The organism is Streptomyces sp. NPDC047974, from assembly GCF_040653375.1.
In the GTDB taxonomy this organism is placed as follows: Bacteria; Actinomycetota; Actinomycetes; order Streptomycetales; family Streptomycetaceae; genus Streptomyces.
In genome coordinates this window covers 1-26513 of sequence record NZ_JBEZNU010000032.1, presented here as the reverse complement: position 1 = coordinate 26513, position 26513 = coordinate 1, and the positions used below count along the sequence as shown (strand labels likewise).

26 protein-coding genes and 1 pseudogene are annotated in these 26513 nt (G+C 72.3%); 4 read left to right on the top strand and 23 right to left on the bottom strand.

The window, feature by feature from the left end; all coding sequences use genetic code 11:
- Positions 1–182 precede the first annotated feature (182 nt).
- Both AB0E19_RS32220 and AB0E19_RS32215 read right to left on the bottom strand, forming a co-directional pair.
- Positions 183–1028, bottom strand: a complete 846-nt coding sequence (locus AB0E19_RS32220; protein ID WP_362186404.1) for an NAD(P)H-binding protein — start codon at positions 1026–1028, stop codon at positions 183–185.
- Between the two features lie 255 nt (positions 1029–1283).
- Positions 1284–1637 (bottom strand): annotated as a pseudogene (locus AB0E19_RS32215) (HTH domain-containing protein); the annotation flags it as partial.
- Between the two features lie 60 nt (positions 1638–1697).
- On the opposite strand from AB0E19_RS32215, the gene AB0E19_RS32210 reads away from it, so the two are divergent.
- The gene (locus AB0E19_RS32210) at positions 1698–2309 is read left to right on the top strand and encodes a TIGR03086 family metal-binding protein (RefSeq protein ID WP_362186401.1); all 612 of its coding nucleotides are present in this window, start codon (positions 1698–1700) and stop codon (positions 2307–2309) included.
- Positions 2310–2385: 76 nt separating this feature from the next.
- On the opposite strand, the gene AB0E19_RS32205 is transcribed toward AB0E19_RS32210, so the two are convergent.
- From AB0E19_RS32205 to AB0E19_RS32185, 5 genes are all read right to left on the bottom strand, one after another.
- On the bottom strand, positions 2386–3420 hold the full coding sequence (locus AB0E19_RS32205; protein ID WP_362186398.1) for a methyltransferase: 1035 nt from the start codon (positions 3418–3420) through the stop codon (positions 2386–2388).
- Between the two features lie 79 nt (positions 3421–3499).
- On the bottom strand, positions 3500–5041 hold the full coding sequence (locus AB0E19_RS32200) for an FAD-dependent oxidoreductase (RefSeq protein WP_362186395.1): 1542 nt from the start codon (positions 5039–5041) through the stop codon (positions 3500–3502).
- Positions 5042–5087: 46 nt separating this feature from the next.
- Entirely contained in the window at positions 5088–6791 is a 1704-nt protein-coding gene (locus tag AB0E19_RS32195) for an FAD-dependent monooxygenase (protein ID WP_362186392.1), read from the bottom strand.
- 47 nt (positions 6792–6838) lie between these two features.
- Positions 6839–8308 carry an FAD-dependent monooxygenase gene (locus tag AB0E19_RS32190; RefSeq protein ID WP_362186389.1) on the bottom strand — a complete coding sequence of 490 codons (1470 nt, stop codon included), beginning with the start codon at positions 8306–8308 and terminating at the stop codon, positions 6839–6841.
- 165 nt (positions 8309–8473) lie between these two features.
- Positions 8474–8884, bottom strand: coding sequence for a TIGR03618 family F420-dependent PPOX class oxidoreductase (locus AB0E19_RS32185; RefSeq protein WP_362186386.1), 411 nt, complete (start codon positions 8882–8884; stop codon positions 8474–8476).
- Between the two features lie 129 nt (positions 8885–9013).
- Here AB0E19_RS32185 and AB0E19_RS32180 point away from each other — a divergent pair, with 129 nt between their 5' ends.
- On the top strand, positions 9014–9406 hold the full coding sequence (locus AB0E19_RS32180; protein ID WP_362186383.1) for a helix-turn-helix domain-containing protein: 393 nt from the start codon (positions 9014–9016) through the stop codon (positions 9404–9406).
- 18 nt (positions 9407–9424) lie between these two features.
- Here AB0E19_RS32180 and AB0E19_RS32175 read toward each other — a convergent pair whose 3' ends face one another.
- The 3 genes from AB0E19_RS32175 to AB0E19_RS32165 are packed head-to-tail and all read right to left on the bottom strand — an operon-like array spanning position 9425 to position 11779.
- Complete coding sequence (locus tag AB0E19_RS32175; protein WP_362186380.1) at positions 9425–9961, bottom strand: flavin reductase family protein; 537 nt, start codon at positions 9959–9961, stop codon at positions 9425–9427.
- Between the two features lie 13 nt (positions 9962–9974).
- The gene (locus AB0E19_RS32170) at positions 9975–11336 is read right to left on the bottom strand and encodes a cation:proton antiporter (RefSeq protein WP_362186377.1); all 1362 of its coding nucleotides are present in this window, start codon (positions 11334–11336) and stop codon (positions 9975–9977) included.
- Positions 11333–11779, bottom strand: coding sequence for a nuclear transport factor 2 family protein (locus AB0E19_RS32165; RefSeq protein WP_362186374.1), 447 nt, complete (start codon positions 11777–11779; stop codon positions 11333–11335). The genes AB0E19_RS32170 and AB0E19_RS32165 overlap by 4 nt, the downstream gene beginning before the upstream one ends.
- A 199-nt stretch (positions 11780–11978) precedes the next feature.
- On the opposite strand from AB0E19_RS32165, the gene AB0E19_RS32160 reads away from it, so the two are divergent.
- Both AB0E19_RS32160 and AB0E19_RS32155 read left to right on the top strand, forming a co-directional pair.
- A complete protein-coding gene (locus tag AB0E19_RS32160; RefSeq protein ID WP_362186371.1) occupies positions 11979–12674 on the top strand; it encodes an antibiotic biosynthesis monooxygenase family protein in 696 nt (231 codons plus the stop codon).
- Between the two features lie 165 nt (positions 12675–12839).
- Entirely contained in the window at positions 12840–13610 is a 771-nt protein-coding gene (locus AB0E19_RS32155) for a 4'-phosphopantetheinyl transferase superfamily protein (RefSeq protein WP_362186368.1), read from the top strand.
- A gap of 74 nt (positions 13611–13684) precedes the next feature.
- Here AB0E19_RS32155 and AB0E19_RS32150 read toward each other — a convergent pair whose 3' ends face one another.
- The 13 genes from AB0E19_RS32150 to AB0E19_RS32090 form a co-directional block, all read right to left on the bottom strand.
- Positions 13685–13912 (bottom strand): acyl-CoA carboxylase subunit epsilon, encoded by a 228-nt coding sequence (locus AB0E19_RS32150; RefSeq protein ID WP_360605093.1) that lies wholly within the window; start codon positions 13910–13912, stop codon positions 13685–13687.
- A 14-nt stretch (positions 13913–13926) separates the two neighbouring features.
- Positions 13927–15495, bottom strand: coding sequence for an acyl-CoA carboxylase subunit beta (locus tag AB0E19_RS32145; RefSeq protein ID WP_360605095.1), 1569 nt, complete (start codon positions 15493–15495; stop codon positions 13927–13929).
- A gap of 17 nt (positions 15496–15512) precedes the next feature.
- Positions 15513–15866, bottom strand: a complete 354-nt coding sequence (locus tag AB0E19_RS32140) for a phosphopantetheine-binding protein (RefSeq protein WP_362186363.1) — start codon at positions 15864–15866, stop codon at positions 15513–15515.
- Entirely contained in the window at positions 15863–17152 is a 1290-nt protein-coding gene (locus tag AB0E19_RS32135; RefSeq protein WP_362186360.1) for an MFS transporter, read from the bottom strand. The genes AB0E19_RS32140 and AB0E19_RS32135 overlap by 4 nt, the downstream gene beginning before the upstream one ends.
- 3 nt (positions 17153–17155) lie before the next feature.
- A complete protein-coding gene (locus tag AB0E19_RS32130; protein ID WP_362186461.1) occupies positions 17156–18067 on the bottom strand; it encodes an alpha/beta fold hydrolase in 912 nt (303 codons plus the stop codon).
- A gap of 47 nt (positions 18068–18114) precedes the next feature.
- Complete coding sequence (locus AB0E19_RS32125; protein WP_362186357.1) at positions 18115–19659, bottom strand: FAD-dependent monooxygenase; 1545 nt, start codon at positions 19657–19659, stop codon at positions 18115–18117.
- Positions 19660–19719: 60 nt separating this feature from the next.
- A complete protein-coding gene (locus AB0E19_RS32120) occupies positions 19720–21195 on the bottom strand; it encodes an FAD-dependent monooxygenase (RefSeq protein WP_362186354.1) in 1476 nt (491 codons plus the stop codon).
- Positions 21192–22133, bottom strand: a complete 942-nt coding sequence (locus tag AB0E19_RS32115) for an aromatase/cyclase (RefSeq protein ID WP_362186351.1) — start codon at positions 22131–22133, stop codon at positions 21192–21194. The genes AB0E19_RS32120 and AB0E19_RS32115 overlap by 4 nt, the downstream gene beginning before the upstream one ends.
- A 41-nt stretch (positions 22134–22174) precedes the next feature.
- Positions 22175–22960: a 3-oxoacyl-ACP reductase FabG gene (gene fabG / locus AB0E19_RS32110; protein WP_362186348.1), complete on the bottom strand. Its 786-nt coding sequence runs from the start codon at positions 22958–22960 to the stop codon at positions 22175–22177.
- 145 nt (positions 22961–23105) lie between these two features.
- Positions 23106–23378: an acyl carrier protein gene (locus tag AB0E19_RS32105; protein WP_362186345.1), complete on the bottom strand. Its 273-nt coding sequence runs from the start codon at positions 23376–23378 to the stop codon at positions 23106–23108.
- Between the two features lie 71 nt (positions 23379–23449).
- Entirely contained in the window at positions 23450–24664 is a 1215-nt protein-coding gene (locus AB0E19_RS32100; RefSeq protein ID WP_362186342.1) for a ketosynthase chain-length factor, read from the bottom strand.
- Positions 24661–25932, bottom strand: a complete 1272-nt coding sequence (locus tag AB0E19_RS32095; protein WP_362186339.1) for a beta-ketoacyl-[acyl-carrier-protein] synthase family protein — start codon at positions 25930–25932, stop codon at positions 24661–24663. Before AB0E19_RS32095 ends, AB0E19_RS32100 begins: the two co-directional genes overlap by 4 nt.
- Complete coding sequence (locus AB0E19_RS32090) at positions 25929–26258, bottom strand: TcmI family type II polyketide cyclase (protein ID WP_189955277.1); 330 nt, start codon at positions 26256–26258, stop codon at positions 25929–25931. Before AB0E19_RS32090 ends, AB0E19_RS32095 begins: the two co-directional genes overlap by 4 nt.
- Between the last annotated feature and the right edge of the window lie 255 nt (positions 26259–26513).

Here is a 26513-nt window from a genome sequence, read left to right as displayed (position 1 = left end):
TGAGGAGCCGTCCAACCCCGGTCGCGAACGGGCTCCGACCTGCGGCGGCGCGGCGGAGGCCCGCACGGCGGAACGTCCGTGGTGCGGGCCTGTCCGACGGCCACCGGGCATCCGCCCGCCGCGGGGGGTCGATCGCGGCGGATGCCCGGTGGCGGCTCCGTGTCCGGTCCTGCCGGAATCCCTTACTTGAAGGCCGGGATCGTGCGGGCGACCCAGTCGCCGAAGGAACGGGCCGGGCGGCCGAGGACCTTCTCCACGTCGAGGCTGACCTCCTGCTCGACGGGGAGCGGCTCGCCGAGGACGTCGAGGGTGCCCTTGACGACGGCCGGCGGCATGAACTGGGACATGACCTCGGTGGCCTGCTCGCGGGTCAGCTCCACGTAGGTCACCTCCTCGCCGAGGACCTCGGAGAGCATGGCGACCTGGCGGCGCGGGCCGACCGACTCGGGGCCGGTCAGCACGTAGGTGCGGCCGTTGTGGCCGTCCTCGCGGAGGGCGACCGCGGCGACGTCGGCGATGTCCGCCGGGTCGACGACGGGCAGCGCGATGTCGCCGAAGGGGTGGAAGACCTGGCGGCTGGTGCGCACCGACTCGGCCCACGCGAAGGCGTTGGAGGCGAAGCCGCCCGGCTGCAGGATGGTGTACTCCAGGCCCGACTCGCGCACGGCGGCCTCGAACTCGCGCAGGCGGTTGTGCGACGGGGTGTCCGAGCGGGTGCCGGCGAGCTGGGAGGAGACGAGGACGACGCGCTTGACGCCGGCGCCCTTCGCGATGTCCAGCAGGTTCGCCGCCGGCTCGCCGGGGCCGTTCTGCTCGCCGGCCAGCAGGATGAAGAAGGCGTCGGCCCCTTCGAGGACCGGCTTCATGCTCGCGAAGTCGCCGAGCGAGGCCTGGACGGCGCGGACGCCGTCCGGGAGGCCGGCGGGCTGGGCGTTGCGCGACACCGCGACGACGTCCTCGCCGGCCTCGGCCAGGGCCGCGACCAGCGGGCGGCCGATGTTGCCGGTGGCACCGGTGACAACAATCATGAACAGCTCCCTATATCAGTGTGGTTGGGGTGAGTTCGCCGCTGCCGGGAGACCGCGCCGAACGGGTCGGACAGTGCTCCTGGCCGTCACGTTCCGGACGCTAGCATCCTCGGAATAGTAGGTACCTAGAGGAAAGTGACTCACCCCTCGGTCCCCGCCGTACGCGGCGGCGAGTGAGACCCCGAAGCGCGCGAGGGTCTCCCGCGCCTCGGGAAGTTCGTGGGTCCGCGCGCGGTCGCGCGGCTCCGGCCTGACGGACCGCGAGGCGGCCACGGCGACCGGTCGCATCGGCGCGGGCAGCGCCCGCGTGAGCTTGCGGAGGGCGGAGCGGAGCTCGGGCGAGGACGGGGCCTGCGCGGCGGCCGCGAAGAGCGCTTCGGTCTCGCCGGCCGTCAGGCCCGTCAGGTCGGTACGGGCCCCGCCGACGAGCTGCCATCCGCCGCCCCGGCCGCGCTGGGAGTAGACGGGGACCCCGGACGAGGCCAGCGCCTCCAGGTCGCGTCGCGCCGTGCGCTCGGAGACCTCCAGTTCCCGCGCCACCTCGCGCGCCGTGACCTGTCCCCGCTCCTGGAGGAGCAGGAGCGTCGCCACCAGTCGATCCGCCTTCATTTCACATCTTTTTCGGTAAGAGGCCACAAGATGACCTGTTTTGCGGTAAAGATGACGGTCATGACTTCTTCTTCCGTCACCTCCGCCTCTTCCTCCATGGCCGCCGACGACCCGCGCCTGGGCCTCTTCAAGGCCCTCGACCTGGTCGGCGACACGCTCGCGGCGATCCGCCCCGAGCAGTACGACACCGTCACCCCGTGTCCCGAGTTCACGGTCCGCGCCATGGCCAACCACCTCGTCTCGGTCCTGCGCCGGCTGACCGTCATGGGCACGGGCGGCTCGTTCATGAGCGTTCCGCACCTCGCCGAGGACGTCGCCGACGGCGACTGGGCCGAGGCCCTGGCCGTCTCCCGCAAGGAGTTCGACGCGGTGTGGACCGACGACGCCGTGCTCGGCCGCGAGATCGGGCTGCCCTGGGGCCCCGTCCCCGGCGCGGTCGCGGCGGTGATCTACACCAACGAGTTCGTGCTGCACGCCTGGGACGTGGCCAAGGGCACCGGCCAGAGCCCCGAGTGGGACCCCGCGATGCTCGCCGCCCCGCTCGCCGTCATGAAGCAGGCCGTCCCCGCCGAACCCCGCGGCGGGCACGTGCCGTTCGGTCCCGTCGTCGAGGTTCCCGACGACGCTCCCGCCATCGACCGGCTCGTGGGCTGGTACGGGCGTCGCCCCTGAGCCTCCGGCGGCGGCTCCGGGCTCCGGGCCGGCCTGACGCCGGCCCGGTGGCCCGGGCCCGCCGCCCGGACCGCCGTCAGGCCCGCACGGCCTCGACGATGCTGCACAGTCCCCCGCCGGGCAGGACGCGGGACAGCTTCAGACCGACGCGGGCGAAGAGCTCGGCGTACTGGGCCTCGCTGCGCTGGACGCCGTCCGCGTGCGCCATCATGTTGAGGTCCATCAGCTTCACGGTCAGCGCCTCGGCGCCGTCCGGCGGCATCACGGCCTCGACGAGCAGCACCCGGGCGTCGTCCGTCATCGCCTTGCGGATCCCGCCGAGGATGAGCTCCGCCTTGTCGTCCTCCCAGTTGTGCAGGACGTTCACGACCACGTAGGCGTCGCCGCCCTCGGGGACCGAGGCGAGGAAGTCGCCGCCCGCCACCTCGACGCGGTCGCGCACGCCGGCCTTGTCGAACTCCTCGCCGGCGCCCGCGACGACCTCGGGCTGGTCGAACAGCACACCGCGGACACCCGGGTTGGCCGCCAGGATCGCCGCGAGGAACTGGCCGTGGCCGCCGCCGACGTCGACGACCTTGCGGAAGCCGCTGAAGTCGTACGACGCCACGGCGGGGGCGGTCACCTGGGACGAGGTGTCCGTCATCGCCCGGTCGAACAGCGCGTTGACCTCGGGGTGCTCCAGCATGTACTCCCAGACCGGCTTGCCGTGCACCGACTCGAAGACGGAGCGGCCCGTCCGGACCGAGTCGGCGAGGCCGGTCCAGGTGGAGCGCTCCGCCGCGGTGTTCACCCAGCGGGCGAAGTTGCGCATCGAGTCGGGGGCGTCGCTGCGCAGGGCGTTGCCGACCTCGGTGAGGGCGAACACCCGGCCCTCGGTCTCCTCGAAGAGGCCGAGGTCGGCCGCGGCGCGCAGCAGCCGGTACAGGTTGGTGGTGTCGACGTCGAGTTCCTTCGCCAGCCGGTCGACGTCGCTGGGCCCCTGGCCGAGGACGTCGGCCACGCCGAGCTCGGCGACCGCGCTGACGGCGGCGGCGACCCAGCTCGACATCGCGAGCTGGAGGACCCGGGCGGAGGGGGGGATCTGGGCGGTGGCGGACTGCACTTCGGTCACGGCCTTTCGTTGGGATTCTGTGGAAGCGGGCACCCGGGGCGCCGGCCCCCGGAGGGAGCCGGCGCCGCCGGGACGGCGGTCAGACCGCGCCGACCGACTGGGGGAAGGTGAAGAGGCGGTACGGGTCGTACTTCTTCTTGACCGTGACCAGGCGGGCGTAGTTGTCGCCGTAGTAGGACTGCTTCCAGTCCGTCAGCGCCGGGTCCATGTAGTTCACGTACGTCCCGCCGTTGGAGTACGGGTCGATCGTGTGGAAGGCCGTGTCGGCCCAGCTCTGGGCGTTGGCCTTGTTCGCCGTGGTCGCGACGGTCGCGTTGGCGATGGTCGAGCGGTAGCTGATGCAGTAGAGCGTGTCGCGGTGCGGGTAGGCGGTGGCGCTGGCCGCGATGTCGTTGGCGGCGCCGCCGAACCAGTGGATCTCCAGCGTGCGCATCTGGCCGGCGGAACGCTGTCCGTCGAAGGCGGCCATGACCTCGGCCCAGCCGCTGGCCGGGAGCGGGTCGGTGACCATGCGCATCCGCTCCACGCCGTAGGCGTTGCGGGCCAGCTGGCCGGTGGTGGACTTCTCGGAGCGGCGGCAGGCGTCCTGGCTCAGGCTGCCGCAGCCGAAGATGTTCATCATCAGGTCGCGGTAGGAGACCGTCATGTCGTGCCGGCCGACCGGCTGGCCGGTCATCGCGAGCAGCCGCGAGGTCTCGGCGGCCAGCTCGGCGGAGGTGCCCCGCGAGACCAGGGTGACGGTGGTGGTGGGCACGTTGCCCGGCGCGGCGTCCGGCAGCGTGATGTAGGTGCCGCCGGTGATGGAGCGCGGGGCGTTGACCAGCCAGCGGGTGGAGGCGTCGAGCACCTCGGCGGAGCGCTCGTACGGGAAGAAGAGGTACGACACCAGCAGGTCGCCGACGACGTGGTGCTTGAGCGTGTACGAGGTGACGATGCCGAAGTTGCCGCCGCCACCGCCCCGGATCGCCCAGAACAGGTCGCAGTTCTCCGTCTCCGAGGCGGTGACGGTCCGGCCGTCGGCCAGCACCACCCGGGCGGAGCGCACGGAGTCGCAGCCCACGCCCAGGGAGCGGGTCATGAAGCTGAGGCCGCCGCCCTGGAGGAAGCCGCCGGCCGCGACCGTGGGACAGCCGCCGCTGCTGAGCGCGTACCCCTGGTCGGCCAGGGTGTTGAGCACGTCGACGTTGAGGGCGCCGGGGCCGATCGTGACGGTGCTCGCGCCCACGGATATGGAGTCCATCCGGGAGACGTCGATGACGAGACCGGTGGAGGTGGAGACGCCGGCGTAGTTGTGGCCACCGCTGCGGACGGCGAACGGCAGGCGCTTGTACTTCGCGTACTCGAGGGCCGCGGCCACGTCGGACTCGTTGACGCAGTACGCGATGGCCTTGGGGTTGATCACGTCGTACTGGGCCAGTTCGAGCTGCTTGGCGACCGGGTACTCGGCGTGGGTCGGCAGCACCAGGTCGCCGTCCATCATCGCGGCGAGCGTTCCCCAGGTGGCGTCGGTGCCCGCCACGGCGGCCTCGGCGATCCCCGCCACCGGCGGGACCTGCGTCAGGACGGCTGCGGCGCCCAGTCCGCCGACGGCCGTGCCCAGGACTTTTCTACGGCTGATCATGTGGAGTCCAGATGTCCGTTCGTGTGAGGTGACAGGTCGGCCGTGCTCAGGAGACCTTGCGGCCGCGCAGGCCCTGCTTGACGGCGCCGGCCAGGAACGAGCGCCCGAGATCGCGCATCTCCTTGGGGCCGGTCGTGTTCGCCCACCACATGAACTTCATCATGGTGGGGGTGGTCGCCCGGTAGAAGCGGTGGTCCTCCGGGTCCTTCCAGCCGAAGGGGGTGTTGACGGACTCGCACTCGCGGATCGCCTCGAAGACGATGTCCGCGGCCTTGTCGCCGTCGATCTCCCCCGCCTCGTACCGCTCACAGGTGGTGTTCGTGAGCTCGAAGAGGTGCTTGAAGGCGTGGCTGTCCGGCCACCACAGGCCCGTGTAGGGGGAGTTCTCCATCTCCTTGAAGTGACGGTCGTCGCCGTCGATCTCGAAGTTCTGGCGCGCCCTGATCTGGCGCATCGTCGCGGGCGTGGTGAAGCAGGCCCAGACCCGGAAGACCGCGTTCCACAGCCGGAAGTGCTTGAACGCGATGTACGAGCTGTTGACGATCTTGTCGTTGTGGTCGAGGAGCCCCTGCTCCAGGCGCTCGACGTACTCGAAGCGCTCCGCGGAGAACTCGTTGTCGCGCAGGGCGTCGAGGAGCCGCCAGGCGAGCGCGTCCACGACCTCGAAGGTGTTGGACAGGCCGCGCGAGTACAGCGGGTCGACGAAGCCGGCGGCGTGCGACATCAGGCACCAGCGGTCGCCGACGGTCTTCTTGGAGGAGTACTGGATGCGGTCGGCGGTGTTGACCCACTCGCGGATCCGGCTGGCGCCCTCGAACTGCCGCTTCACGGCCGGGAACTTGTCGAGGTAGTGCTGGAACTCCTGCTCCGGCGTCATGTCCGCCGGCTTCGGGTAGAGCCGCTCGTCGAGCGTCAGGCCGACGCTGCAGACCGGGTTCTTGGAGTCCTTGTAGTTGTCGAAGGGGATGATCCAGAACCATCCGCGGTCGATGAGGTGGTGCAGCGTCCCGCCGTGGAAGGGGGACTCGGCCGGCGGCCGGAGCGCCTCGGGGTAGTTGCACACGTCGTCGTACGGCTTGATGCCCACGTAGTGGGTGAACATCGAGCGGGCGTGGTGCTTGAGCCGGGACGGGCTCTCCCGCAGGTCGAACTTCTGGGCCAGCGGGGAGCGGAAGCCGCTCGCGTCGATCAGGTACTTGGCCCGGAAGACCTCGCCGCTCTTGCCCGTGACCGTGACGCCGTCGTCGTCGAAGTCGATGTCGGCCGCCCACCAGTTCTGCCGGATGGTGCATCCGTACGTGGCGGCGACGTTCAGGTAGTACGAGTCCGTGTCCTGGCGGTACAGGTGGACGGCCTCGGTGAGCATCTTGGGGATGACGAACATGGTCGCCTCCCGCGGATCCGGCTCGCGGTTCTCGCGGTGCGTCACGAAGCCGAAGCTCTGCTTGCGGCCGTGGTGCGGCCCCATGTGCTCGGTGATCGCCTTGACGTCGAGCATGTGCTTGATCTCGGGCACGTCGTAGCGGACGGCCAGGATGTGCAGCCACTCGACGAGCTGCGGGTTCTGCGACTCGCCGACGGCGAACCGGGGGTGCTGGCCCGCGTCGATCAGGGTGACGTCGACCCCCTGCCGCGCCAGGATCGAGCCCATGATCGAGCCGGCGAGGCCCGATCCGAGGATCAGGACGTCGGTCTCGGTCCACTCACCGGCCCCGGGGGCCGCGTTCTGCTTCTCGGTCTTGCTGGGCAAGACGGCACTCTCCTTTTCCGGGTTGCTCGGGTGTCCTGGGACCGCGTTCAGGAGCGGGGCTCGCCGAACCACTGCGCGAGGGCGCCGGTCAGCCCCTCGACGGAGCCCGCGGGGCTCGCCCAGGTGATGTAGCCGTCGGGGCGCACCAGGAGGTTCGCGGCGGGCGCGCCGGCCTCCGGACGGCGGGCGGTGACGATGTCGACCCGGTCCGCCCACGGAGCGGCCGCCTCGCGCAGCGCGGCGTCGTCGAACATGTCGAGCAGCACCGGACGGCCGGTGTGCAGCAGCTCGTGGGTGGTCGTCTCGGCCTCGTCGACCACCAGGGCCTGCTCCGGCAGACGGCGGCCGAGGAGCGGGTGGCCGCCGGGGGCGGCGCCGTAGGTGATGTCGAGACCGGTGACGAGGCCGACGAGGTGGTGGCGGACCGCCTCGATGCGCACGAGCTCGCCGAAGAGGTCGCGCAGCGGCTGGGCCTCGGGGCCGCCGAGGTAGAGGGTGCGCTGCGCCAGGGTGTTGGTGATGACGCGGGCACCGACCGGGTGGCGCTCGGCGTGGTACGTGTCGAGCAGGCCCTCGGGGGCGTGGCCCTTGATCTCGGCGGCGAGCTTCCAGCCGAGGTTGATCACGTCGCCGACGCCGGCGCTGATGCCCTGGGCGCCGATCGGCATGTGGATGTGGGCGGCGTCGCCGGCCAGGAAGACGCGGCCCTTGCGGTACTCGGCGGCCTGGCGGCTGGAGTCGGTGAAGTAGCTGGTCCAGAGCGGCTTGGCGGCGCTGATGTCCTCGCCGGTGACGCGCTGGAAGGAGGCGGCGACCTCCTCGAAGGTGGGCGGCTCCTGGCTGGGGCGGACGCCGGCGCCGCGCTCGAAGACGACGACGCGGGTGGCGTGGGGGCCGAGCGGGAGCACGACGACCATGCCGGCCTCGCTGATCTCGCCGGTCGGGCGCAGGCGCACCGGGACGCCGGCCACGTCCGCCATCTGCATCTCGATGGTGGGGTCGTAGCCGGGGAAGTCGATGCCGGTCAGCTTGCGCACGGTGGAGCGGGCGCCGTCACAGCCCACCAGGTAGCGGCCGCGGAGCGTCGCGGTGCCCTCGGGGCCGGAGACCTCGACGCTGACGCCGTCCTCGTCCTGGGTCAGTCCGACGACCTCCTGGCCGCGGCGGATCTCGGCGCCGAGGCCGACGGCCCACTTGGCGAGGATGGCCTCGGTCCGGGACTGCGGAACGCCGCGGACGCCGAAGTTGCCGCCCTCGACGATGGTGTAGTCGAGGGGAAGTCCTCCGAAGTGCCCGCCGGGCATGGACTCCATCGCGCCGAATTCACCGAGGAGACCGCGCTGGCTGAATTCTTCGAGAGTGCGGGCCGAGAATCCCAGTGCACGGGACTGCTGCATCGGCTCCTCAAGCCGGTCGACCGCGATGACGGAAATTCCCTGGAGTCGGAGCTCTCCGGCGAGCATGAGGCCCGAAGGGCCCGTGCCGGCAATGATCACATCGGCGTTGTACGCGTCCATATTCCCTCTCCCGCAGGCTTTTCCCTCAGTATTCCGGGGTGGCGACGGAAGCTGAACGGCCGCAGATACAGGACTCTGACAAGTTCGTCAGGGATCTGGCGGGAGGGGGCGCGCGGAACGCGCGAGAGGGTGCCGGCGGGGAACTCCGGCACCCTCTGGGGTCTGTCAGCCGAGGCCGAGCACGCGATCGACGGCGATCTCGATCACGGCGAGGCCCGGTGGCTGCGGGGGCGGCGACCAGTAGCGCCGGGTGTAGCGGCGGACGCCTTCCTGGAGCCGCTCGGGGTCGGTGGAGACCGCCGCCGCCCCCTCCAGCGTGATCCAGCGCATTCCGGCCACCTGGCAGATGGCGGCCCGGGCGCCGTCCGCCGAGAGGTTGCGCACCTTCTGGCGGGTGACGACGGTCATGACCCGCACCAGGCCCGCCGTGGCGTCCCAGGTGAACCGCACGGGCGCGGCGTGGGGGGAGCCGTCCCCGCGGACGGTGGTGAGGGTGCCCACGTGGTTCTCCGTGAGGAACGCCTCGGTGGCGGCGTCCAGGCGTAAGGGCGACCGTTGCGGTCGTGGCACGGACATGCGACTCCAATGGGTGGACGTGTACGGACGGTGGACGGGGAGAGCCGGGCGAATGCGCGGTTTCCGGAAGCTACCACCGTCGATATAGTGAGTACCTAGAGGAAAGTGACTTCCCGAAAGGTGACCGCCGTGCTGAGGAGCCCCGCCGACACCCCCGGAGCGGAGCAGGCGTGCCCGATCGCTCCGGTCCTGGACATCGTCTTCAGCCGCTGGACCACTCCGATCCTGTGGACGCTCCACGCCTACGGCGTCCAGCGCTTCGTGGAGCTGCACCGGAACATCGGCACCATCACGCCGAAGGTGCTGACCCAGCGGCTGCGGCAGATGGAGCGGGACGGCCTGGTCCTGCGCACCTACTACCCGGAGGTGCCGCCGCGCGTGGAGTACGAGATCAGCGACCTGGGCCGGAGCCTGGCGCCGCTGTTCGCCGCGCTCGCCGACTGGTCGACCGAGCACCTGCCCGCCGTGGAGCGGGCGCGGCAGGCGTTCGACGGGGCGGAGCACCCGGTCACCCTCGGCTGAGCGCCTGCCGCGCGCCGGTCAGCGCCGGCCGGAGGCCACCGGCTCCCCGAGCTCGCGCATGGAGCCCTGGAAGAAGACCAGCGGCTCCTCCTCCTCGGCCGGGGCGGCGAGCCCGACGACCTCGCCGAGGAGGATGGTGTGGTCGCCGCCGTCGTACTCGGCGGCCACCCGGCACTCCAGGTGCCCCAGGGCCTCGTCCAGGACGGGGAGTCCGTTGCCGGTCCTGTGGTGCGGCGTCTCGTCGAGCCGGGCGGTGGCCCGGCCGGCGAACGCCCAGGCCACCGGTGCCTGCCGGAGCGTCAGGAGGTTCACGACGAAGCCGCCGGAACTCCGGATCACCGGCAGCAGCCGGGAGTTCTCGTGCAGGCAGATGAGCACCAGCGGCGGATCGAGCGACACCGACGTGAAGGAGTTCACCGTGGCCCCGGCGCCCTCGTCGCCGAGGCCGGAGGTGATCACGGTGACACCGGTGGCGAAGTTCCCGCAGACGGTGCGCAGTTGACGGCCCTCGATCGGAGCGGCCGGCCGGAGCGCGGCAGGCGTAACGCTGGTCATGGCTTCCCTCTCATCAGGTTCGGAGCCGGCCGAGGCCGGCGGGTTCGGCGGTTTTCGGCGCGGTGTCGTCCTGCTCCGGCGCGGTGTCGTCCTGCTCCGGCGCGGGCTCGTCCCGGTCCGGCTCCTGGGCCGTCCGGCGGCTGAGCAGCGGGCCGGCCATGGCGGTCGTGACGAGGGCCATGATCACCAGCATGGTGAACATGCGGCCGTCGAGGACGCCCAGGCTGACGGCGGCGTTGAGGATGATCAGCTCGGTGAGGCCGCGGGTGTTCATCAGCAGCCCGAGGTCCTTGGTGTCCCGCCAGGACATGCCCGCGAGCCGTGCGGGCACCAGGGCGCCGACGAGCTTCCCGACGCAGGCGACGGTGATGATCGCGACGAGCGCCAGGACGTCGCCGCCGGTCAGCGCGCCGAGGTCGACGCCGAGACCGGTGACGATGAAGAAGACCGGGAGCAGCACCGTGCTCACGTTGTCGATCGGCTTGCGGACGTGCTCGATCAGCAGCCGGGCCGGCTCGCGGGGCATGACGAAGCCGAACAGGAAGGCTCCGAAGATGGCGTGGATGCCGATCCAGGTGGTCACCCAGGCCGAGAGCAGGGCGCCCGCGCAGAGCAGCGAGAGCAGCAGGGACCAGCGCTCGGTGGCGGCGAGCCGCCAGGTCAGGCGGGCGGCCAGTGGTCGGACGACCAGCAGCATCAGCGCCACGTAGACCACGCTGAGCGCGCCGATCCGGGCGAGTTCGGCGTAGTTGCCGTCCGCGGCGACCAGTGCCGAGACGTAGGCGAGCAGACACCAGGCGAGGACGTCGTCGATGGCGGCGCTGGCGAGGGAGAGCGCTCCGACGCGGGTGTTGACGAGGTTGTTCTCGGTCAGGATCCGGGCGAGCACCGGGAAGGCGGTGACCGACATGGCGGCGCCGAGGAAGGTGGCGAAGGCGGTGAACGGGATCTCGTGCCCGCCGACCGTCGCGTGCTCCGGGTAGAGCGGGAAGGCCAGGGCGTAGCCGAGGCCGAAGGCCATCGCGATCGAGGACACCGAGACGCCGGCGGCGAGCTTCGCGTGCGGTCTGATCAGGCGCCGCTCGAACTCCCACCCCACGACGAACATGAAGAGGATCAGGCCCACCTGGGAGACGGCCGAGAGCAGCGGCCGCACGTCGAGCGGGAAGATCCGCTCCGTGAGGCCGCCGGGCAGCAGGCCCAGGACGCTGGGGCCGAGCAGGATGCCGGCGGTGATCTCGCCCACGACGGCGGGCTGGCGCAGCCGTCGCGCGAGCCGGCCGAGCAGGGCTCCGGCGACCAGGACGACGGCGATGTCGGCCAGCATCACCGCGATCTGCATCTCCCGCGGGTTCACCGCGGCGAGCAGCGTCATCGGGGCTCCTGGGGGCCGGGCGGGGTGCCCCGGGTCCACAGCACGCGCAGGGACAGGGAGGCGAGCCGCCAGCCCTCGGCGGTGCGGCGCGCGCGTGCGGTCGCCAGGGTGCCGGCCTGGAACAGCGGATCGGCCGCCGCGCCGGGGTGGTGCACATGGGTGGCGAGCACGTTGGCGCGCAGCACGGCGTGGTCGCCGTCGTCCTCGACCTCGGTCACGACCGACGAGCCGAGGTGCTGGGTCCCGGCGAAGGCCGCGCGGGCGTGGAGGTGGAAGGCGGCGAGGCCGTCGATTCCGTCGTGCCGGCTCATCGGGAAGTCGATGTGCGCGTCCTCGGTGAAGAGCCTGCGCGCCCAGGCGTCGTCGATCTCCTCGTCGTCGAGAGAAACGAGATACCGGCTCAGGAGGCCGCTGATCTCAAATACTTCCTGTCCTGAATCCATTGTTCGAGGATGCGCAGGATTTCCCGGGCCGCCAAGGGCTCTTTTCATCTTCCTGACCAAGACCGCGAAGAACTGTGACACCTCTCCCTGGTTCTTGGCGAATCAGCCGGAAAGCTTGAACTCGAAGGCCTTCAATTCGTGTTCCGGCCTTGCAATGCTTCTGCCGTATCGAACTTCCGCCGATGAAGGAGACGAGAGAATGCCGAAGATCGCGGCCGACGGCCAGCATCTGACGGTCCTCAACCTGTTCACGACCGACACCGCGGAGAAGCAGGAGAAGCTGCTCGCCGCGATGCGGCAGATCGTCGACGCCGCGGCGTACGAGGGCTGGATCTCCAGCACGGTCCACGCCGGGCACGACAAGTTCGGCACGGCCAACTTCATCCAGTGGCGCAGCACCGAGGACCTGGACGCCCGCTACGCGGGCGACGAGTTCAAGCACCGCACGCTGCCGCTCTTCGGTGAGATCACCACCTCGATCCGGCTGCTGCAGAACGAGATCGCGTTCACCCAGCAGAAGCCCGCGCTGAACGGCGTGACCGAGGTCTCCCCGACCCGCGACGACTACACGGCGATCGAGCTGTTCGGCGTGGCGGAGGCCGACCAGGAGGACCTGGTCGACGCCCTGGGCGCCTCGCAGGAGTACCTCCTCGACGTTCCCGGCTACCGGACCCACACCGTGCTGCGCGGCCTGAAGGCCCGCGGCATCGAGGGCAAGTTCGTCGTCGTCTACTCCCAGTGGGACAGCAAGGAGGCGTACGACGCCTTCCGCACCGAGGCGCAGCCGGACCGCGTGCCGGACCGCCTGAAGGTGGACGCCCGCGTCCAGGCCCTGCGGACCTGGTACGACGACAACACCTACCGGGTGGTGCACACGCGCTCCGCGGGCGAGTGACCTCGCCCCCACCGGCCGGCCGCCGCCAGGGTTTCCCCCACCCTGCCGGCGGCCTTCGCGTATCCGAAGCGGGGGCGCCGCGCGCGCCCACCGCGGAACAGGACAAGGAGCTGACCGCAGTTGGACTTTCAGCGCCCGCTTTCTCCGTTCGGTTTCGGGAGGGAGGTGCTGGACGTCTGGCTGCTGCCGCCTCCCGAATCGCCCCGGGACGTGCCCGGCCATGAGCTCGACGCCGTCGAGCGGCGCCGGGCCGAGTCCTTCCTCCAGCCCGCCGACCGCCGCATGTACCTCGCGGCGCACGTCGGGCTGCGCCGGGTCCTCGCCCTCTACACCGGCATCGCGCCCGCCCGCCTCGTCATCGGCGGTGAACTGCACAAGGGCGACGGCGGCCGGCACGGGCGGCCCCGGGTGCTGCGCGTGCCCGGCGCCCCCCAGTTCTCCCTGTCGCACAGCCACGGCCTGGCGCTGGCCGCCGTCGCCCACGCCCGGGTGGGCGCCGACGTCCAGCGGATCCCCTCGGACTCGACGGTGGAGGCCTGCCTTCCGGCGCTCCATCCGGACGAGCGCGAGGAGCTCCTGGCCGTGCCCGCGCACGCGCGGGCGGCGGTGTTCGGCCGGCTGTGGACCCGCAAGGAGGCCTATCTGAAGGGCCTGGGCACCGGCCTCAACCGGGCACCGAGCCTGGACTACCTCGGCGACGGCGAGCCGTCCGGCCGGCCGCGCGGCTGGCTCGTGGGCAACCTGCCCCTGTGCGAGGGGCACGTCGGCGCGGTGGCGCTGCAGGGCTCGGGGAACTGGCAGGTCGCCATGCGGGCGGTGCCGGCCGCGTACCTGTACGCCGCGGACGCCGGGAGCGCCGTGCGCGGCATCGGCGGTATCGAACCCGGCTTCCGCACGGTGCTGCGGGACCGGTCGGCGGCGCCCCTCGGGGAATGACCCGCCGGACACACCGAAGGGCCGCGGAGTCGAAACCGACTCCGCGGCCCTTCGGTGTGTCCGGCGGTCTGCGGTCAGGCGGCGCCGCGCCAGCTGCGCGGCCCCTCGAAGCCCGTCACCCGCTCCGGCCGCCGCCACCGGGCGACCGTCTGGGCCCGGCGCGCCACGTCGTCGGGGGCGGCGCCGGCGAGGAGCGACCGGGACAGCAGGACGGCCGTCAGGGCGGCGAGCTCCTCGGGCGTCGCGGAGCCGGCCTCGAGCCGGAACAGCGGCGCGCCGGTGGTGGGGTGTTCCGCGGTCATCGTGTCTCCTGGGCTCACTGGGGCGGGTTGCCGTGCTTGCGGCTCGGCAGGTCGGTGTGCTTGTGGAGGAGCATGGCGAGGGAGCGGGCGAGGACCTCGCGGGTCTGCCGGGGGTCGATGACGTCGTCGACCAGGCCGCGCTCGGCGGCGTAGTACGGGTGGACCAGCTCGCGGCGGTACTGGTCGATCTTCTCCTGCCGCATGGCGTCGGGGTCGTCGGCGGCCGCGATCTCGCGGCGGAACACCACGTTGGCCGCGCCCTCCGCGCCCATGACGGCGATCTCGTTCGTCGGCCAGGCCAGCGCGACGTCCGCGCCGATGGAGCGCGAGTCCATCACGATGTAGGCGCCGCCGTACGCCTTGCGCAGCACCACGGAGACCCGGGGCACCGTCGCGTTGCAGTAGGCGTAGAGCAGCTTGGCGCCCCTGCGGATGATGCCCTCGTGCTCCTGGTCGACGCCGGGCAGGAAGCCGGGCACGTCCACCAGGGTGACCAGCGGGATGTTGAAGGCGTCGCAGAACTGGACGAAGCGCGCGCCCTTCTCGGAGGCCTTGATGTCGAGGACGCCCGCCATGGCGGCCGGCTGGTTGGCGACGACGCCGACGGTGTGCCCGTCGACGCGGGCCAGACCGACCACGATGTTCTGCGCCCAGGTGGCGTGCACCTCCATGAACTCGCCGTCGTCCACGACCTCCTCGATGACCGCGCGGATGTCGTACGAGCGGCTGCCGTCGACCGGCACCAGGTCGAGCAGGCTGTCGCCGGGGCGGTCCACGGGGTCGCCGGTGTGGGCGACCGGCGGCAGCTCCCGGTTGTTCTGCGGGAGCATCGACAGGAGGTAGCGGACCTCCGCGATGCAGCTCTCCTCGTCGTCGTACACGAAGTGCGCGACGCCCGAGGTCCCGGCGTGGACGTCGGCGCCGCCGAGGCCGTTCTGGCTGATCTCCTCGCCGGTGACCGCCTTGACGACGTCCGGACCGGTGATGAACATCTGCGAGATGTCCCGCACGGCGAAGACGAAGTCGGTCAGCGCGGGGCTGTAGGCCGCGCCGCCGGCGCACGGGCCCAGCATCACCGAGATCTGCGGGATCACGCCCGACGCCTTGGTGTTGCGCCGGAAGATGCCGCCGTAGCCGGCGAGGGCGGAGACGCCCTCCTGGATGCGGGCGCCGGCGCCGTCGTTCAGCGAGACCAGCGGCGCGCCGGCCGCGATGGCCATGTCCATGATCTTGTGGATCTTCGTGGCGTGGGCCTCGCCCAGGGCGCCGCCGAAGACCCGGAAGTCATGGGCGTAGACGAAGACCGTGCGGCCCTCGACCGTGCCCCAGCCGGTCACGACGCCGTCGCCGTACGGCTTCTTCGCCTCCAGGCCGAAGCCGGTGGCACGGTGCCGGCGCAGCGGCTCCACCTCGCTGAAGCTGCCCTTGTCGAGCAGGAGGGCGATGCGCTCATGGGCCGTCAGCTTGCCCTTGGCGTGCTGGCGTTCGGTGGCCCTGGGGTCCCCGCCGTCCCGTGCGGCGGTCTTTCGTTCGGCCAACTCGTCGAGGCGTACGGTGAGTTCGTCGGCAGCCGCGATCGACATCTGCGGTGCTCCTTCTGCTAGCGGTGGATGGATGACGGCTGTTCGTCGTGGGGTCCGGTCGCCCCGGCGAGGCGCTCGGCCACCTCGCCGACCGTGCTCGCCCGCAGCTCCTCCGCGGGCAGCTCCGTGCGCAGGACGGTGCGGATCGCGCGCTCCAGGCTGAGCGCGTTGATCGCGTCGAGGCCCTGGGAGCCCAGCGGGAGTTCGGCGGAGAGCCGGTGCGCCGGGGGGACCGCGAGCAGGCGCTGGAGTTCGAGGCGCAGCAGGTGGCAGATCGCGGCGACGCGTTCCTCCCGGGGCAGACGGCGCAGCCCCTCCACGTCCCGGAGGCGTTCGAGCCCGTGCGGGGCGGGTGCTTCGGCGGTGGTCATGGTGTCCTTCCTGTCGCGGATGGAGCGGGGGCGGCCTGGTCCGGGGCGGGCTCGGGAGCGGCCCCGGTCCCGGCACGGCGCCGGCGGACGAGGGCCGGGGCCAGCACGGCGAGGCCGGCCGCCAGGGAGACGAGCCCCCCGAGGTACAGGCCCGAGCGGGCGCCGTACCGCGCGGACAGCCAGCCGACGAGCAGCGCGCCCAGCGGGGTGAGGCCCTGGAGGACCAGCGTGTACAGCGCCATCGTCCGGCCGCGGTACTCGGGCGCGCTGCCCAGCTGGACGTAGTGGTTGGCGGCCTGGACGAAGTAGATGCCGGCGGCCCCGGTGAGGCCGACGAGCACGGCGGCGGTCGCGTAGTCGGGGGCGAACCCCGCGACCGTCTCCAGCGCGCCGAAGGCGACCGCGGAGCCGGTGACGAGCAGGGCCGCCGGACGGCCGCTGCGGGTCGTGGCGAGCAGCGCGCCGCACAGCGAACCGGCGGCGAACGCGGCGCTGAGCAGCCCGAACGCGGAGGCGTCGGCGTGGAAGACGGTCTTGGCGAGCAGCGGCAGCGTGAGCTGGAAGTTGAAGCCGGCGAGGCCGACCGTCCCGACCAGCACCAGCGGCACCAGCAGATCGGGTCTCCCCCGCACGTAGCGCAGCCCGTCGACGACCTTCGCCGCCCGTGCGGACCGCGCGGAACGGACGAGCTCCCCGTGCCGCATGAGGCACAGGGCCGCCACCGTGGCCGGGTAGCTCAGCGCGTTCACCAGCATGACCGGGCCGACGCCGATCCAGGCGATGAGCAGCCCCGCCGCGGCGGGCCCGACCATGCGGGCGGTGCTGAAGTAGGCGGCGCTCAGGGAGGAGGCGTTCGGCAGCAGATCGGGGCCGACCAGCTCGCTGACGAACGCCATGCGGGCGGGCACCTCGACGGCGTTGACGAGCCCGAGGCACAGCGCGGCCGCGTAGACGTGCCACAGCCGGACGGCGCCCGACATCACCAGGACCGACAGGACCAGGGCGAGCAGCCCGGCCGCCGCGTTGGCGACGCCGAGCAGCCGGCGCTTGTCGTACCGGTCGGCGAGCCGGCCGCCGTACAGCGTGAACAGGAGCAGCGGGGTCAGCTGGAAGGCGGTCACGGTGCCGAGCGCCGTCCCCGAGTCCCCGGTCAGGGACAGCACCAGCCAGTCCTGGGCCGTCACCATCATCCAGGTGCCCGCGGCCGAGACCACCTGGCCCGCCACGAAGAGCCGGAAGTTGCGGACGGCCAGGGACCGGAAGGGAGCAGGAAACTTCTTCCCCATCGTTCAGCAGGCCGCGGCCACGGCCGGAGCGGGGGCCGCGGCGGGACCCGCGGCCCGGCGGGCCAGGCAGTCCTCGAAGAACCCGAACGCCCGGAGGTGGTACGCGCGGGCGGCCCAGCCCAGGCTGATGTTGTGGCCGGCGTCGGGCTGGCCGTCGACCCGGACGAGCGGCGCCCGCGTGAACTGCGCGGTGAGGTCGGCGCGGGCCTCCTCGTCGTGGTGCCACCAGAACTCGTGCTCGGCGAAGGTCAGCCGCACCGGGACCCGGACCCGCCCGGCGGCCGCCGCGAACCGCCGCGGCCACTGGGCGGCCTCCGCCCGCTCCCGCTCGGGCATGGGCGCCACGAGGCCCCTCGCCTGCCGGAAGGTGTCCGGCGGATAGCAGCGCAGCGGACCCCAGTGCCGCTTCGAGTTCCGCTGCGCCAGCGGGTCGGCGAGCGCCTCCGGCTCGGTCGCGTAGTCGCGGCCGAGACCGGAGATGTCCAGTCCGAGCAGTTCGGGGGCGGCCTCGCCCGGCGCGTCGGCGTCGGACGCGGCGTAGGTCAGCGCCAGCTTGCCCCCGAAGGAGTGGGCGAGCAGGAACAGTCCGGCGCCGAGACCGCCGCGCCGCCCGAGGTGGGCCAGAGCGGCCCGCAGCGTCGCCGCCTGCGCGGCCAGGTCCTGGCCGCTCGGCAGCTCCGCCGCGGACAGCCCGTAGCCCGGCCGGTCGACGGCGACGACCGTGTAGCCGAGCCGCGCGCCCAGCGCGAGCAGCGACACGTCGGGGTGCGCCTGCCCGTCGAAGTAGCCGGCGCTCATCCCGCCGCCGTGCACGGCGAGGACCGTGGCCCTCGGCGGCCCGTCCGGCCGGGCGACGAGCGCCGACAGGGTCCTGCCGCCCGCCTGGAGGACGATCGGGCGCACTCCCGGGGACATCGGGCGCGCCGTGGGTTCCGGCCGTACGCCGGTCGCGCGGAGGGTGCTCATCCGTGGTCCGGGGTGCCGAGCCACTGGTCCATGGCCTCCTTGAGGCCCGTGACGTCGGCGCCGTCCTCGGTGGCGGGGGCGCCGAACCAGCGGCGCAGGGCGGCGTCGAGACCGGTCCCGTCGGTGCCCGCCCAGGCGACGTACCCGTCGGGGCGGACCAGGATCGCGGTGGCGCCGCCGAAGGCAGACGGGTCCTGGGGCGTGCCCTCGACCGTGACGACCCGGTCCTTCCAGCCGGCCCCGAGGTCCCGCAGGGTGCCGCTGCCGGACAGGTCGAGCAGCACGCCCAGGGCCGGGTGGAACAGTTCGGGCGTCCGCACCTCTCCCTGCGCGGTGTCGAGGGCGCGCGGCGGCAGCCGGTGGCCGGCGAGCGGGTGGCCGGCCGGGCCCAGGTCGTAGTGGACGTCGAGGTGGCTGACCGCTCCGGCCAGGTGCCGCTTGACCTCGTCGTGCTCGATGAGCTCGGCGAACAGGTCCCGCAGCGGCTGGGACTCCGGACCGCCGAGGAAGACCTGCCCCTGGGCGCGGGTGTTCGACAGGAGGCGCTCGCCCACCGGGTGGCGCTCGCCGTGGTAGGTGTCGAGGAGGCCCTCGGGCGCCCGGCCTCGGACGGTGGCGGCCAGCTTCCAGCCGAGGTTGACGGCGTCCTGGACGCCGGTGCTCAGGCCCTGGCCGCCGGCCGGCAGGTGGATGTGCGCGGCGTCGCCCACGAGCAGCACGCGGCCCCGGCGGTACTCGGTGACCTGGCGGGTGGCGTCGGTGAAGGAGCTGACCCAGGCGGCGCCGCCACCGGAGATGTCCTCGCCGGTGAGCCGCTTCCAGGCCTCCGCGACCTCGGCGAACTCGGGGGTCTCGCTGCGGTCGGCGGGCGGCGTGCCGTGCTCGCAGACGATGATGCGGTCCACGCCCTCGGCGAGCGGCGCGGCCATCACCATGCCGCCGGGGAGCCGCTCGCCCAGGGGGCGGGGCGGCACGGCGCAGCCGACGACGTCGGCGAGGTACATGCCCCGGGTGGCGGAGGTGCCGGGGAAGTCGAATCCGCCGGCCTTGCGGACCGCGCTGTGCCCGCCGTCGGCGCCGACCAGGTACCGGCCGCGCAGCCGCCGCTCCTCGCCGTCGGTGCCGGCCACGGTGACGGTGACGCCGTCCTCGTCCTGCTCCAGGGCGAGGAACCGCAGGCCGCGGCGGATGTCGGCGCCGCGTTCGGCGGCCCACTCCTCCAGGACCGCCTCGGTCTGGGACTGCGGGATGCCGCGGGCGCCGAAGTGGGCGTCCTCACGGACCGTGTAGTCGAACACCACGCCGCCGAAGTGCCCCATCGGGCTGGTCTCCAGGCCGCCGAAGCGCTCGACGAGGCCGCGCTGGTCGAAGGACTCCAGGGCTCGGGCGGTGAAGCCCAGGCCGCGGGACTGGCCGGTGGGCTGCTCCAGGGCCTCGACGACGACGACGCTCGCCCCGCCGAGCCGCAGCTCGCCCGCCAGCATCAGGCCGGTGGGACCGCCACCGACGACGATGACGTCCGCGTCCGTTTTCCTGTCCATGAATTTCCTTTCCTGGCGTGCGGGGCACGCGTCGGGTGGCTGGTCGTTCGGCTCGGACTCTCAGGCGGTGGGCGGGCTCCCGAACCAGCGGTCGAGCGCCTCGCGCAGACCGCCGACGTCGTCGCCGGTCCAGGCGGTGTGGCCGTCCGGGCGCACGAGGACCGCCTGGTCCCCGGGGAGTCCGGATCCGGGCGCGGGCCGGGCGTCGACGACGTCGACCTCCTCGCCCCACGGCAGGGCCGCCTCGGCGAGCGTCCGGGCGCCGGCCGTGGCGGGGAGCAGCAGGAGCCCGCGGCCCCCGCGCAGCAGTTCGGTGGTGCGTACGGCTCCGTCGGGCGCGGTCAGCACGGTGTCGGGCAGCCGCAGTCCGACCAGCGGGGACGCCTCGGGCGCGGCGTCGTAGCGGATGCCGACGCCGCTGATCATCCCGGCCAGGTGCTCCCGTACGCCGTCCAGGGCGACGAGTTCGGTGAGCAGCGCGCGGACGGGCTCGACCTCCGGTCCGCCGAGCAGCAGGTCGCCCTGGGCCCGGATGTTGGCGAGGGTGCGGGCGCCGACGGCGTGCCGTTCGTCGTGGTAGGTGTCGAGCAGGGTCTCGCCGGCGCTGCCGCGGACCACGGCGGCGAGCTTCCAGCCGAGGTTGAAGGCGTCCTGCACGCCGAGGTTGAGGGCCTGGCCCCCGCTGGGCATCTGCTGGTGCGCGGCGTCTCCCGCGTACAGCACCCGCCCGTGCCGGTAGCGGGCGAGCTGCCGGTTGGCGTCGTGGAAGGCGTTGACCCAGGTCGGCGTACCGTGGCCGATGTCCTCGCCGGTGACGCGCCGCCACGCGGCGACGACGTCGGCGAACTCCGGCTGTCCTCCCCCGGGTCGGACGGGCCGCCCGAACTCGTGGACCATGACGCGGGTGACGCCGCCCCGGGTGGCGGCGATGGCGAGGCCCCGCTCCAGGCGCTGGAAGCGCCGGTCGGGGATGTCGAGGCCGCGCACATCGGCCCGCAGCAGCTCGCGGCGCGGTTCCCGGCCGGGGAACTCGGCCCCGGTCAGCCGCCGCACCGTGCTGTCCTCGCCGTCGCACGCCACCAGGTAGCGGGCGCGCACCCGCAGGGATCCGCCCGGACCCTCGGCCGCCGCCTCCACGCCGTCCGGCCGGACCGTCACCTCGTGCACCCGGTGCCGGCGCCGCACGTCGGCGCCGAGCTCGACGGCCCGGTCGCCGAGCAGTTCCTCGGTGCGCGTCTGGTCGACCTTCCACTGCCCGGCGTGGGGACCGGGCAGGGTCAGGTCGAGCGGTACGCCGCCGAAGTGGCCGCGGGCGTCGCGGGGCGGGGTGCCGAGGGCTTCGAGGAGTCCCCGGGAGTCGAGGATCTCCATGGTGCGGGCGTGCAGCGTCGAGGCACGGGACTCGGTGGTCGGCCCCGTCCGCTCGTCGAGCACGAGCACCCGGGCGCCGCCGAGCCTGAGCTCGCAGGCGAGCATCAGTCCGGCGGGCCCCGCCCCGACCACCACGACGTCCGTGTCCCGGCGGTCGGTGGTCACGGCCGGCGCTTGCTCTCTGCGAACGCCTTGGCGTGGTTGAGGGTGGCCAGGCTGTTGGTGGACAACGCGGTGTGGACGTACGACCGGGCGTCGTCGACGGTGGCCTCGGCGCCGAGGACGGCGGCGATGTTGTCGGCGTTGAGGGTGACGGTGTGCTGGGAGGTCGCGACGACGGAGGCGCCGTCGTCCACGAAGGTCCAGCGGCCGGTGTGCAGGGTCATCAGCGCGGGCAGCGTGACCTGCTTGTAGGCGATCTTCGCGTGGGGGAAGGTGACCCGGTACGACTTGGTGGTGTGCACCGAGCCGTCCTTGGCACGGGTGTCCATCTCCAGGCTCTGCAGGCCGGGGGTGTCCTCCGAGAAGCGGACGGTCGCCACGTGCGGCAGGCGCTCCGGCCACCGGTCGGCCTCGTCGATGAAGGCGAAGACGTCCTTGGCCTCGCCGTCGATGCGGACCGAGTCCTCGAAGGAGAAGGTCAGCTCCCGTGCGCCGTGGACGAGTTCGACGTTCTTCTTGAGGGCCGCGAGCTCCGAGCGGCTGTTGCGGTCGACCGCCTCGTCGATCCAGAGCAGGTCGTGCGGGTCGTCGTCGATGGCGCGGTAGTCGTGCAGCAGCCGCACCCGGCACTCGTCCTCGCCGAGCGCCTCGATGATCCAGGTGCCGCCCATCGAGGCGACCGGCGCCGGGCTGACCTCCTGGCGGAAGGTGATGCGCAGCTCCTCCGGGAAGAGCTCCCGGCGGGAGGTCCAGTTCTTGGCCTCGCCGTTGGCCGTGGCCCAGATGCGGATCCGCTCCTGGGTGGGGCTCTCCTCGACGCGGTCGACGTGGATCGTCGGCGGGAAGATGAGGGGCCAGTTCTCCACCTCCGCGAGCAGCCGGTAGACCGCCGGCGCGGGCGCGGCGATGGTGATGTCGTGCTCAACCTCACGGGTCGTCATGACGGCTTCGTTCTCCAGGGGTTCGGTGCGGGCGGGGCCGGTCAGAAGTTGCCGAGGCCGCCGCAGACGTTGATGGCCTGCGCGGTGACGGAGGCGGCGGTGTCCGAGGCGAGGTAGGCGACCATGCCGGCGACCTCCTCCGGGGTGGAGTAGCGGCCGAGCGGGATCTTGGACTGGAACTTCTCCAGGATCGCGTCCTCGGTGGTGTCGTACGCGGCGGCGTAGCCCTGCCGGACGCGCTCGGCCATCGGGGTCTCGACGTAGCCGGGGCAGACCGCGTTCACGGTGATGCCGGTGGGGGCCAGCTCGTTGCCGAGCGCCTTGGTGAAGCCGACGACGCCGTGCTTCGAGGCGGAGTACGGGGCGCCCAGGACGACGCCCTGCTTGCCGGCGGTGGAGGCGATGTTGATGATGCGGCCGCGGTTCTTGTGGCGCATGCCGCCGGTGTTGAGGACCTCCTTCGTCAGCCGGAAGACGCTGTTGAGGTTGGTGTCGATGACGTCGGCCCACAGCTCGTCCGCGATGTCGGCCGTGACGCCGCCGCCGGACCGCCCGGCGTTGTTGACGAGCACGTCCACGCTGCCGAAGCGGTCGACGGCGGCCTGGACGAAGGCGGCGGCGGAGGCGGAGTCCCGCACGTCGAGGACGCTGCCGTCGGCCTCGAACCCGGCGGCCTGGAGCTCCTTCACCGTGGCCGCCACGGTGTCGGCGTTGCGGGCGCCGATGAAGACGCGGTGGCCGTCGGCGGCCAGGGCTCGGGCGGCGGCCAGTCCGATGCCGCTGGTGGCGCCCGTGATCAGGGCGACCCGGTTGTGCTTCGTGGACATGTTTCCTCTTCGGGGATCCGGCGGTGACGGTGGACAGCGGTCACGGTGGACAGCGGTGACGGTCGACGGCGGTGACGGCGGCGACCGTGGACGGCGGGCGGGCCGGGCTCAACCGATCGCCCGGCCCGCAGGGGTGCGCGGAGGCTCAGGCGGCCTGCTGGACCGTGCCGAGCGCCTCGTTGACGGCGGCGATGAGCGCGCGCGGGGTCTGGGCGTCGGCCAGCAGGTCCTCGTCGAGGGCGACGCCGTACTCGCGCTCGATGCGGCTGCCGGTCTCCAGGAGCGCCAGCGACTCGTAGCCGAGGCTCTCGAAGTGGACGTCGAGGATGTCGCCGTCGAGGTCGACGCCCTCGTCGGCACCGGCGGCCTCGAGGAGAACGCGGCGCAGGTCGTCCAGGGTGAAAGGCGCAGTGGACACGTGGGTTCCTTCCGGATGGGGAGATCGGTCGAACCGGTCGCCGGGCGACCGGGGTGTGACGGGCGCCGGTGTCAGCCGGCGGCGCGGACGACGACGGCCGAGTTGAAGCCGCCGTACCCGCGGGCCAGGACCAGCGCGGCGCGCAGCGGGGCCTGCCGCGGCTGGTCGACGACCAGGTCGAGGCCGTAGCTCTCGTCCGCGGTGACGTGGACGGTCGGAGGGATCAACCCCTCCTCGAAGGCGAGCAGGGCGGACGCGATGTCGAGCGGGCCCGCGCCCGAGTAGAGGCGGCCCGTCATCGTCTTGGGCGCGGTGACCGGGACGCCCCCGGCACCGAAGACGGCGGTGAGCGCCTCCGCCTCGATCCGGTCGAGCTCCGGCACGCCGGCCGCGTCGGCGAAGACGACGTCGATGTCGCCGGGGGTCAGGTCCGCGTCGGCCAGGGCCAGTTCGATGGCCTTGCGCAGACCGGGCTCACGGCCGCTGCCCGGCTTCGGGTCGAAGGTGGAACCGTAGCCGGAGATCTCGCCGTAGACGCGCGCTCCGCGCTCGCGGGCGGACTCGGCCGACTCCATGATCAGGATGGCGCCGCCCTCGCCCGGCACGTAACCGGACGCCTCGGCGTCGAAGGGCAGGTACGCCCGGGTCGGCTCGGTGCTGTGGGTCAGCCGGCCGGCGGCCTGCTGCGCCACCCAGCCCCACGGGCAGATCGAGGCGTCGATCGAGCCGGAGACGACCACCGGGGTGCCCTTGCGGATGAGCCTGCGGCCGTGGGCCACCGCGTCGAGGCCGCCGGCCTCGTCGCTGACGATGACCCCGCTGGGCCCCTTCATCCCGTTGCGGATGGAGATCTGGCCGCTGTTGACGGCGTAGAACCAGGCGAACGACTGGTACGCGGAGACGTACTGGCTGCCCTGGCCCCACAGCTTCTGCAGCTCGTTCTGGCCGAACTCGAAGCCGCCGGAGGAGCTGGCCGTGACCACGCCCATGTCGTAGGCGGGCAGGGCGGCGGGGTCGATGCCCGCGTCCTGGAGCGCCCAGTCGGTGGCGACCAGCGCCATCCGGGTCATCCGGTCGGTCTGCGGAAGCAGACGGCTCGGCAGGTGGTCCTCGGCGACGAAGCCCGGGACCTCTCCGGCCAGCGTGGACGGGTAGGAGGACGGATCGAAGCGGGTGACCCTGCCGATGCCGTTCTTGCCGTTGCGGGTCGCCTCCCAGTACTCCCGCGTCCCGAGCCCGTTGGGAGCGGCGATGCCCAGGCCCGTCACTACCACCGAGGTGGTCATGCCACACTCCTCTCGGGTCGCGCCAGAACCATGGCGCTCTGGAATCCGCCGAAGCCGCTGCCCACGGTGAGCACGGCGTCGGTCAGCTGCTCCCGCGCGACCAGCGGCACGTAGTCGAGGTCGCACTCGGGGTCGGGGGTGTGCAGGTTGGCCGTCGGGGGCACCACGTTGTGCTCCATGGCCAGCGCGGACGCGGCGATCTCGATGGAGCCGATCGCGCCGAGCGAGTGCCCGACCATCGACTTGATGGAGCTGACCGGGGTCCGGTACGCGTGCTCCCCGAGGCTGCGCTTGAAGGCGGCGGTCTCGTGCCGGTCGTTCTGCTTGGTGCCCGAACCGTGCGCGTTGATGTAGTCGATCGCGGTCGGGTTCATCCGGGCCTCGGTCAGGGCCGTGTCGATGGCCTCGGCCATCTCGGCGCCGTCCGGCCGCAGTCCGGTCATGTGGTACGCGTTGGAGCGCGTGGCGTAGCCGGCGATCTCCGCGTAGATGTGCGCGCCGCGCTTCCTGGCGTGCTCCAGCTCCTCCAGGACGAAGACGGCCGCGCCCTCGCCGAGCACGAAGCCGTTGCGCGTCCCGTCGAAGGGCCGGGAGGCGGTCTCGGGGGCGTCGTACCGGGGCGTCGTCGCCTTGATCGCGTCGAAGCAGGCCATGGTGATCGGCGAGATCGGCGCGTCGGACGAGCCCGCGATCATGACGTCGGTGGTGCCCTCGCGGATGAGCTCCACGGCGTGCCCGACGGAGTCGATGCCCGAGGTGCAGCCGGTGGAGACCACCGTGCTGGGGCCCTGCGCGCCGGCGTCCCAGGCGACCTCGGCCGCGAAGGAGCTGGGCACCAGGTAGTTGTAGAGGTGCGGCACCGCGTACTCGTGGTCGACGAGGTGGAGCCGGCCGCCGTCGCTGACGACCTTGTACTCCTCGTCCAGGCCCATCGTGGCGCCGACGGCGCTGCCGATGGTCACCCCGACGCGGTACGGGTCGTACGCCTGCAGCTCGATCCCGCTGTCGGCCACGGCGCCGCGCGCGGCGACCACCGCGAACTGGGCGGCGCGGTCCATGCGGCGGATCTCGTGCGGGGTCAGACCGTGGGCCTCGGGGTCGAAGTCCATCTCGGCGGCGACCTTCGAGCGGTACGGCGCGGGGTCGAAGAACGTGATGCCGCGGGTGGCCGTGCGGCCCTCGCTCAGCAGGTTCCAGAAGTTCTCCCGGCCCACGCCGCCGGGGGCCAGGACCTCGATGCCGGTGATGACAACTCGTCGCCCGGTCACGCGGACGCCTCCCAGTGGTAGAAGCGGGTGGCCATCGCGTCGGCGGGCGAGCGCCAGGTCGCGGGGTCGTAGGCGGTGATGAACGGCTTCAGGTCCTCGCTGATCGCCACGAACCGCGAGTCGGTCTTGGCCTCCTCGATCCGTTCGCCGCCGTTGTCCGCGTCGAAGTCCTGGAGGTGGAAGTACAGTCCTCGATAGTGGAACAGCTGCCGACGGCGCGTCCCCATGCGATGCGGCATTTCCGTGTCGTCGAATTCGCCGAAAAGCTTGGCGACGTCCACATTCGCTGCCGGGTCCATTCGCGCGACGATCAACGTGCTGTGCATTTTCCCCTCTTCCTTTCGCACCCGCTAGACTCCCGAAAGAATTTACGACAAGTATCCGGGTCGCCCGGATCGGTTTTCAACAGCCCGAATGTCAGGGCAGTGTCATATTCGTCAACCGGCCGACCGGAAATTCGCGCGCCGGTCGGCGTCTCCCGGTTTCCCGTCAGGCCTTGATGTCGCAGATGCCGGCGCCGGAGGTGACGGACGCGCCGACCTCGGCGTTGAGTCCGGTCACGGTGCCGGACTTGTGGGCGT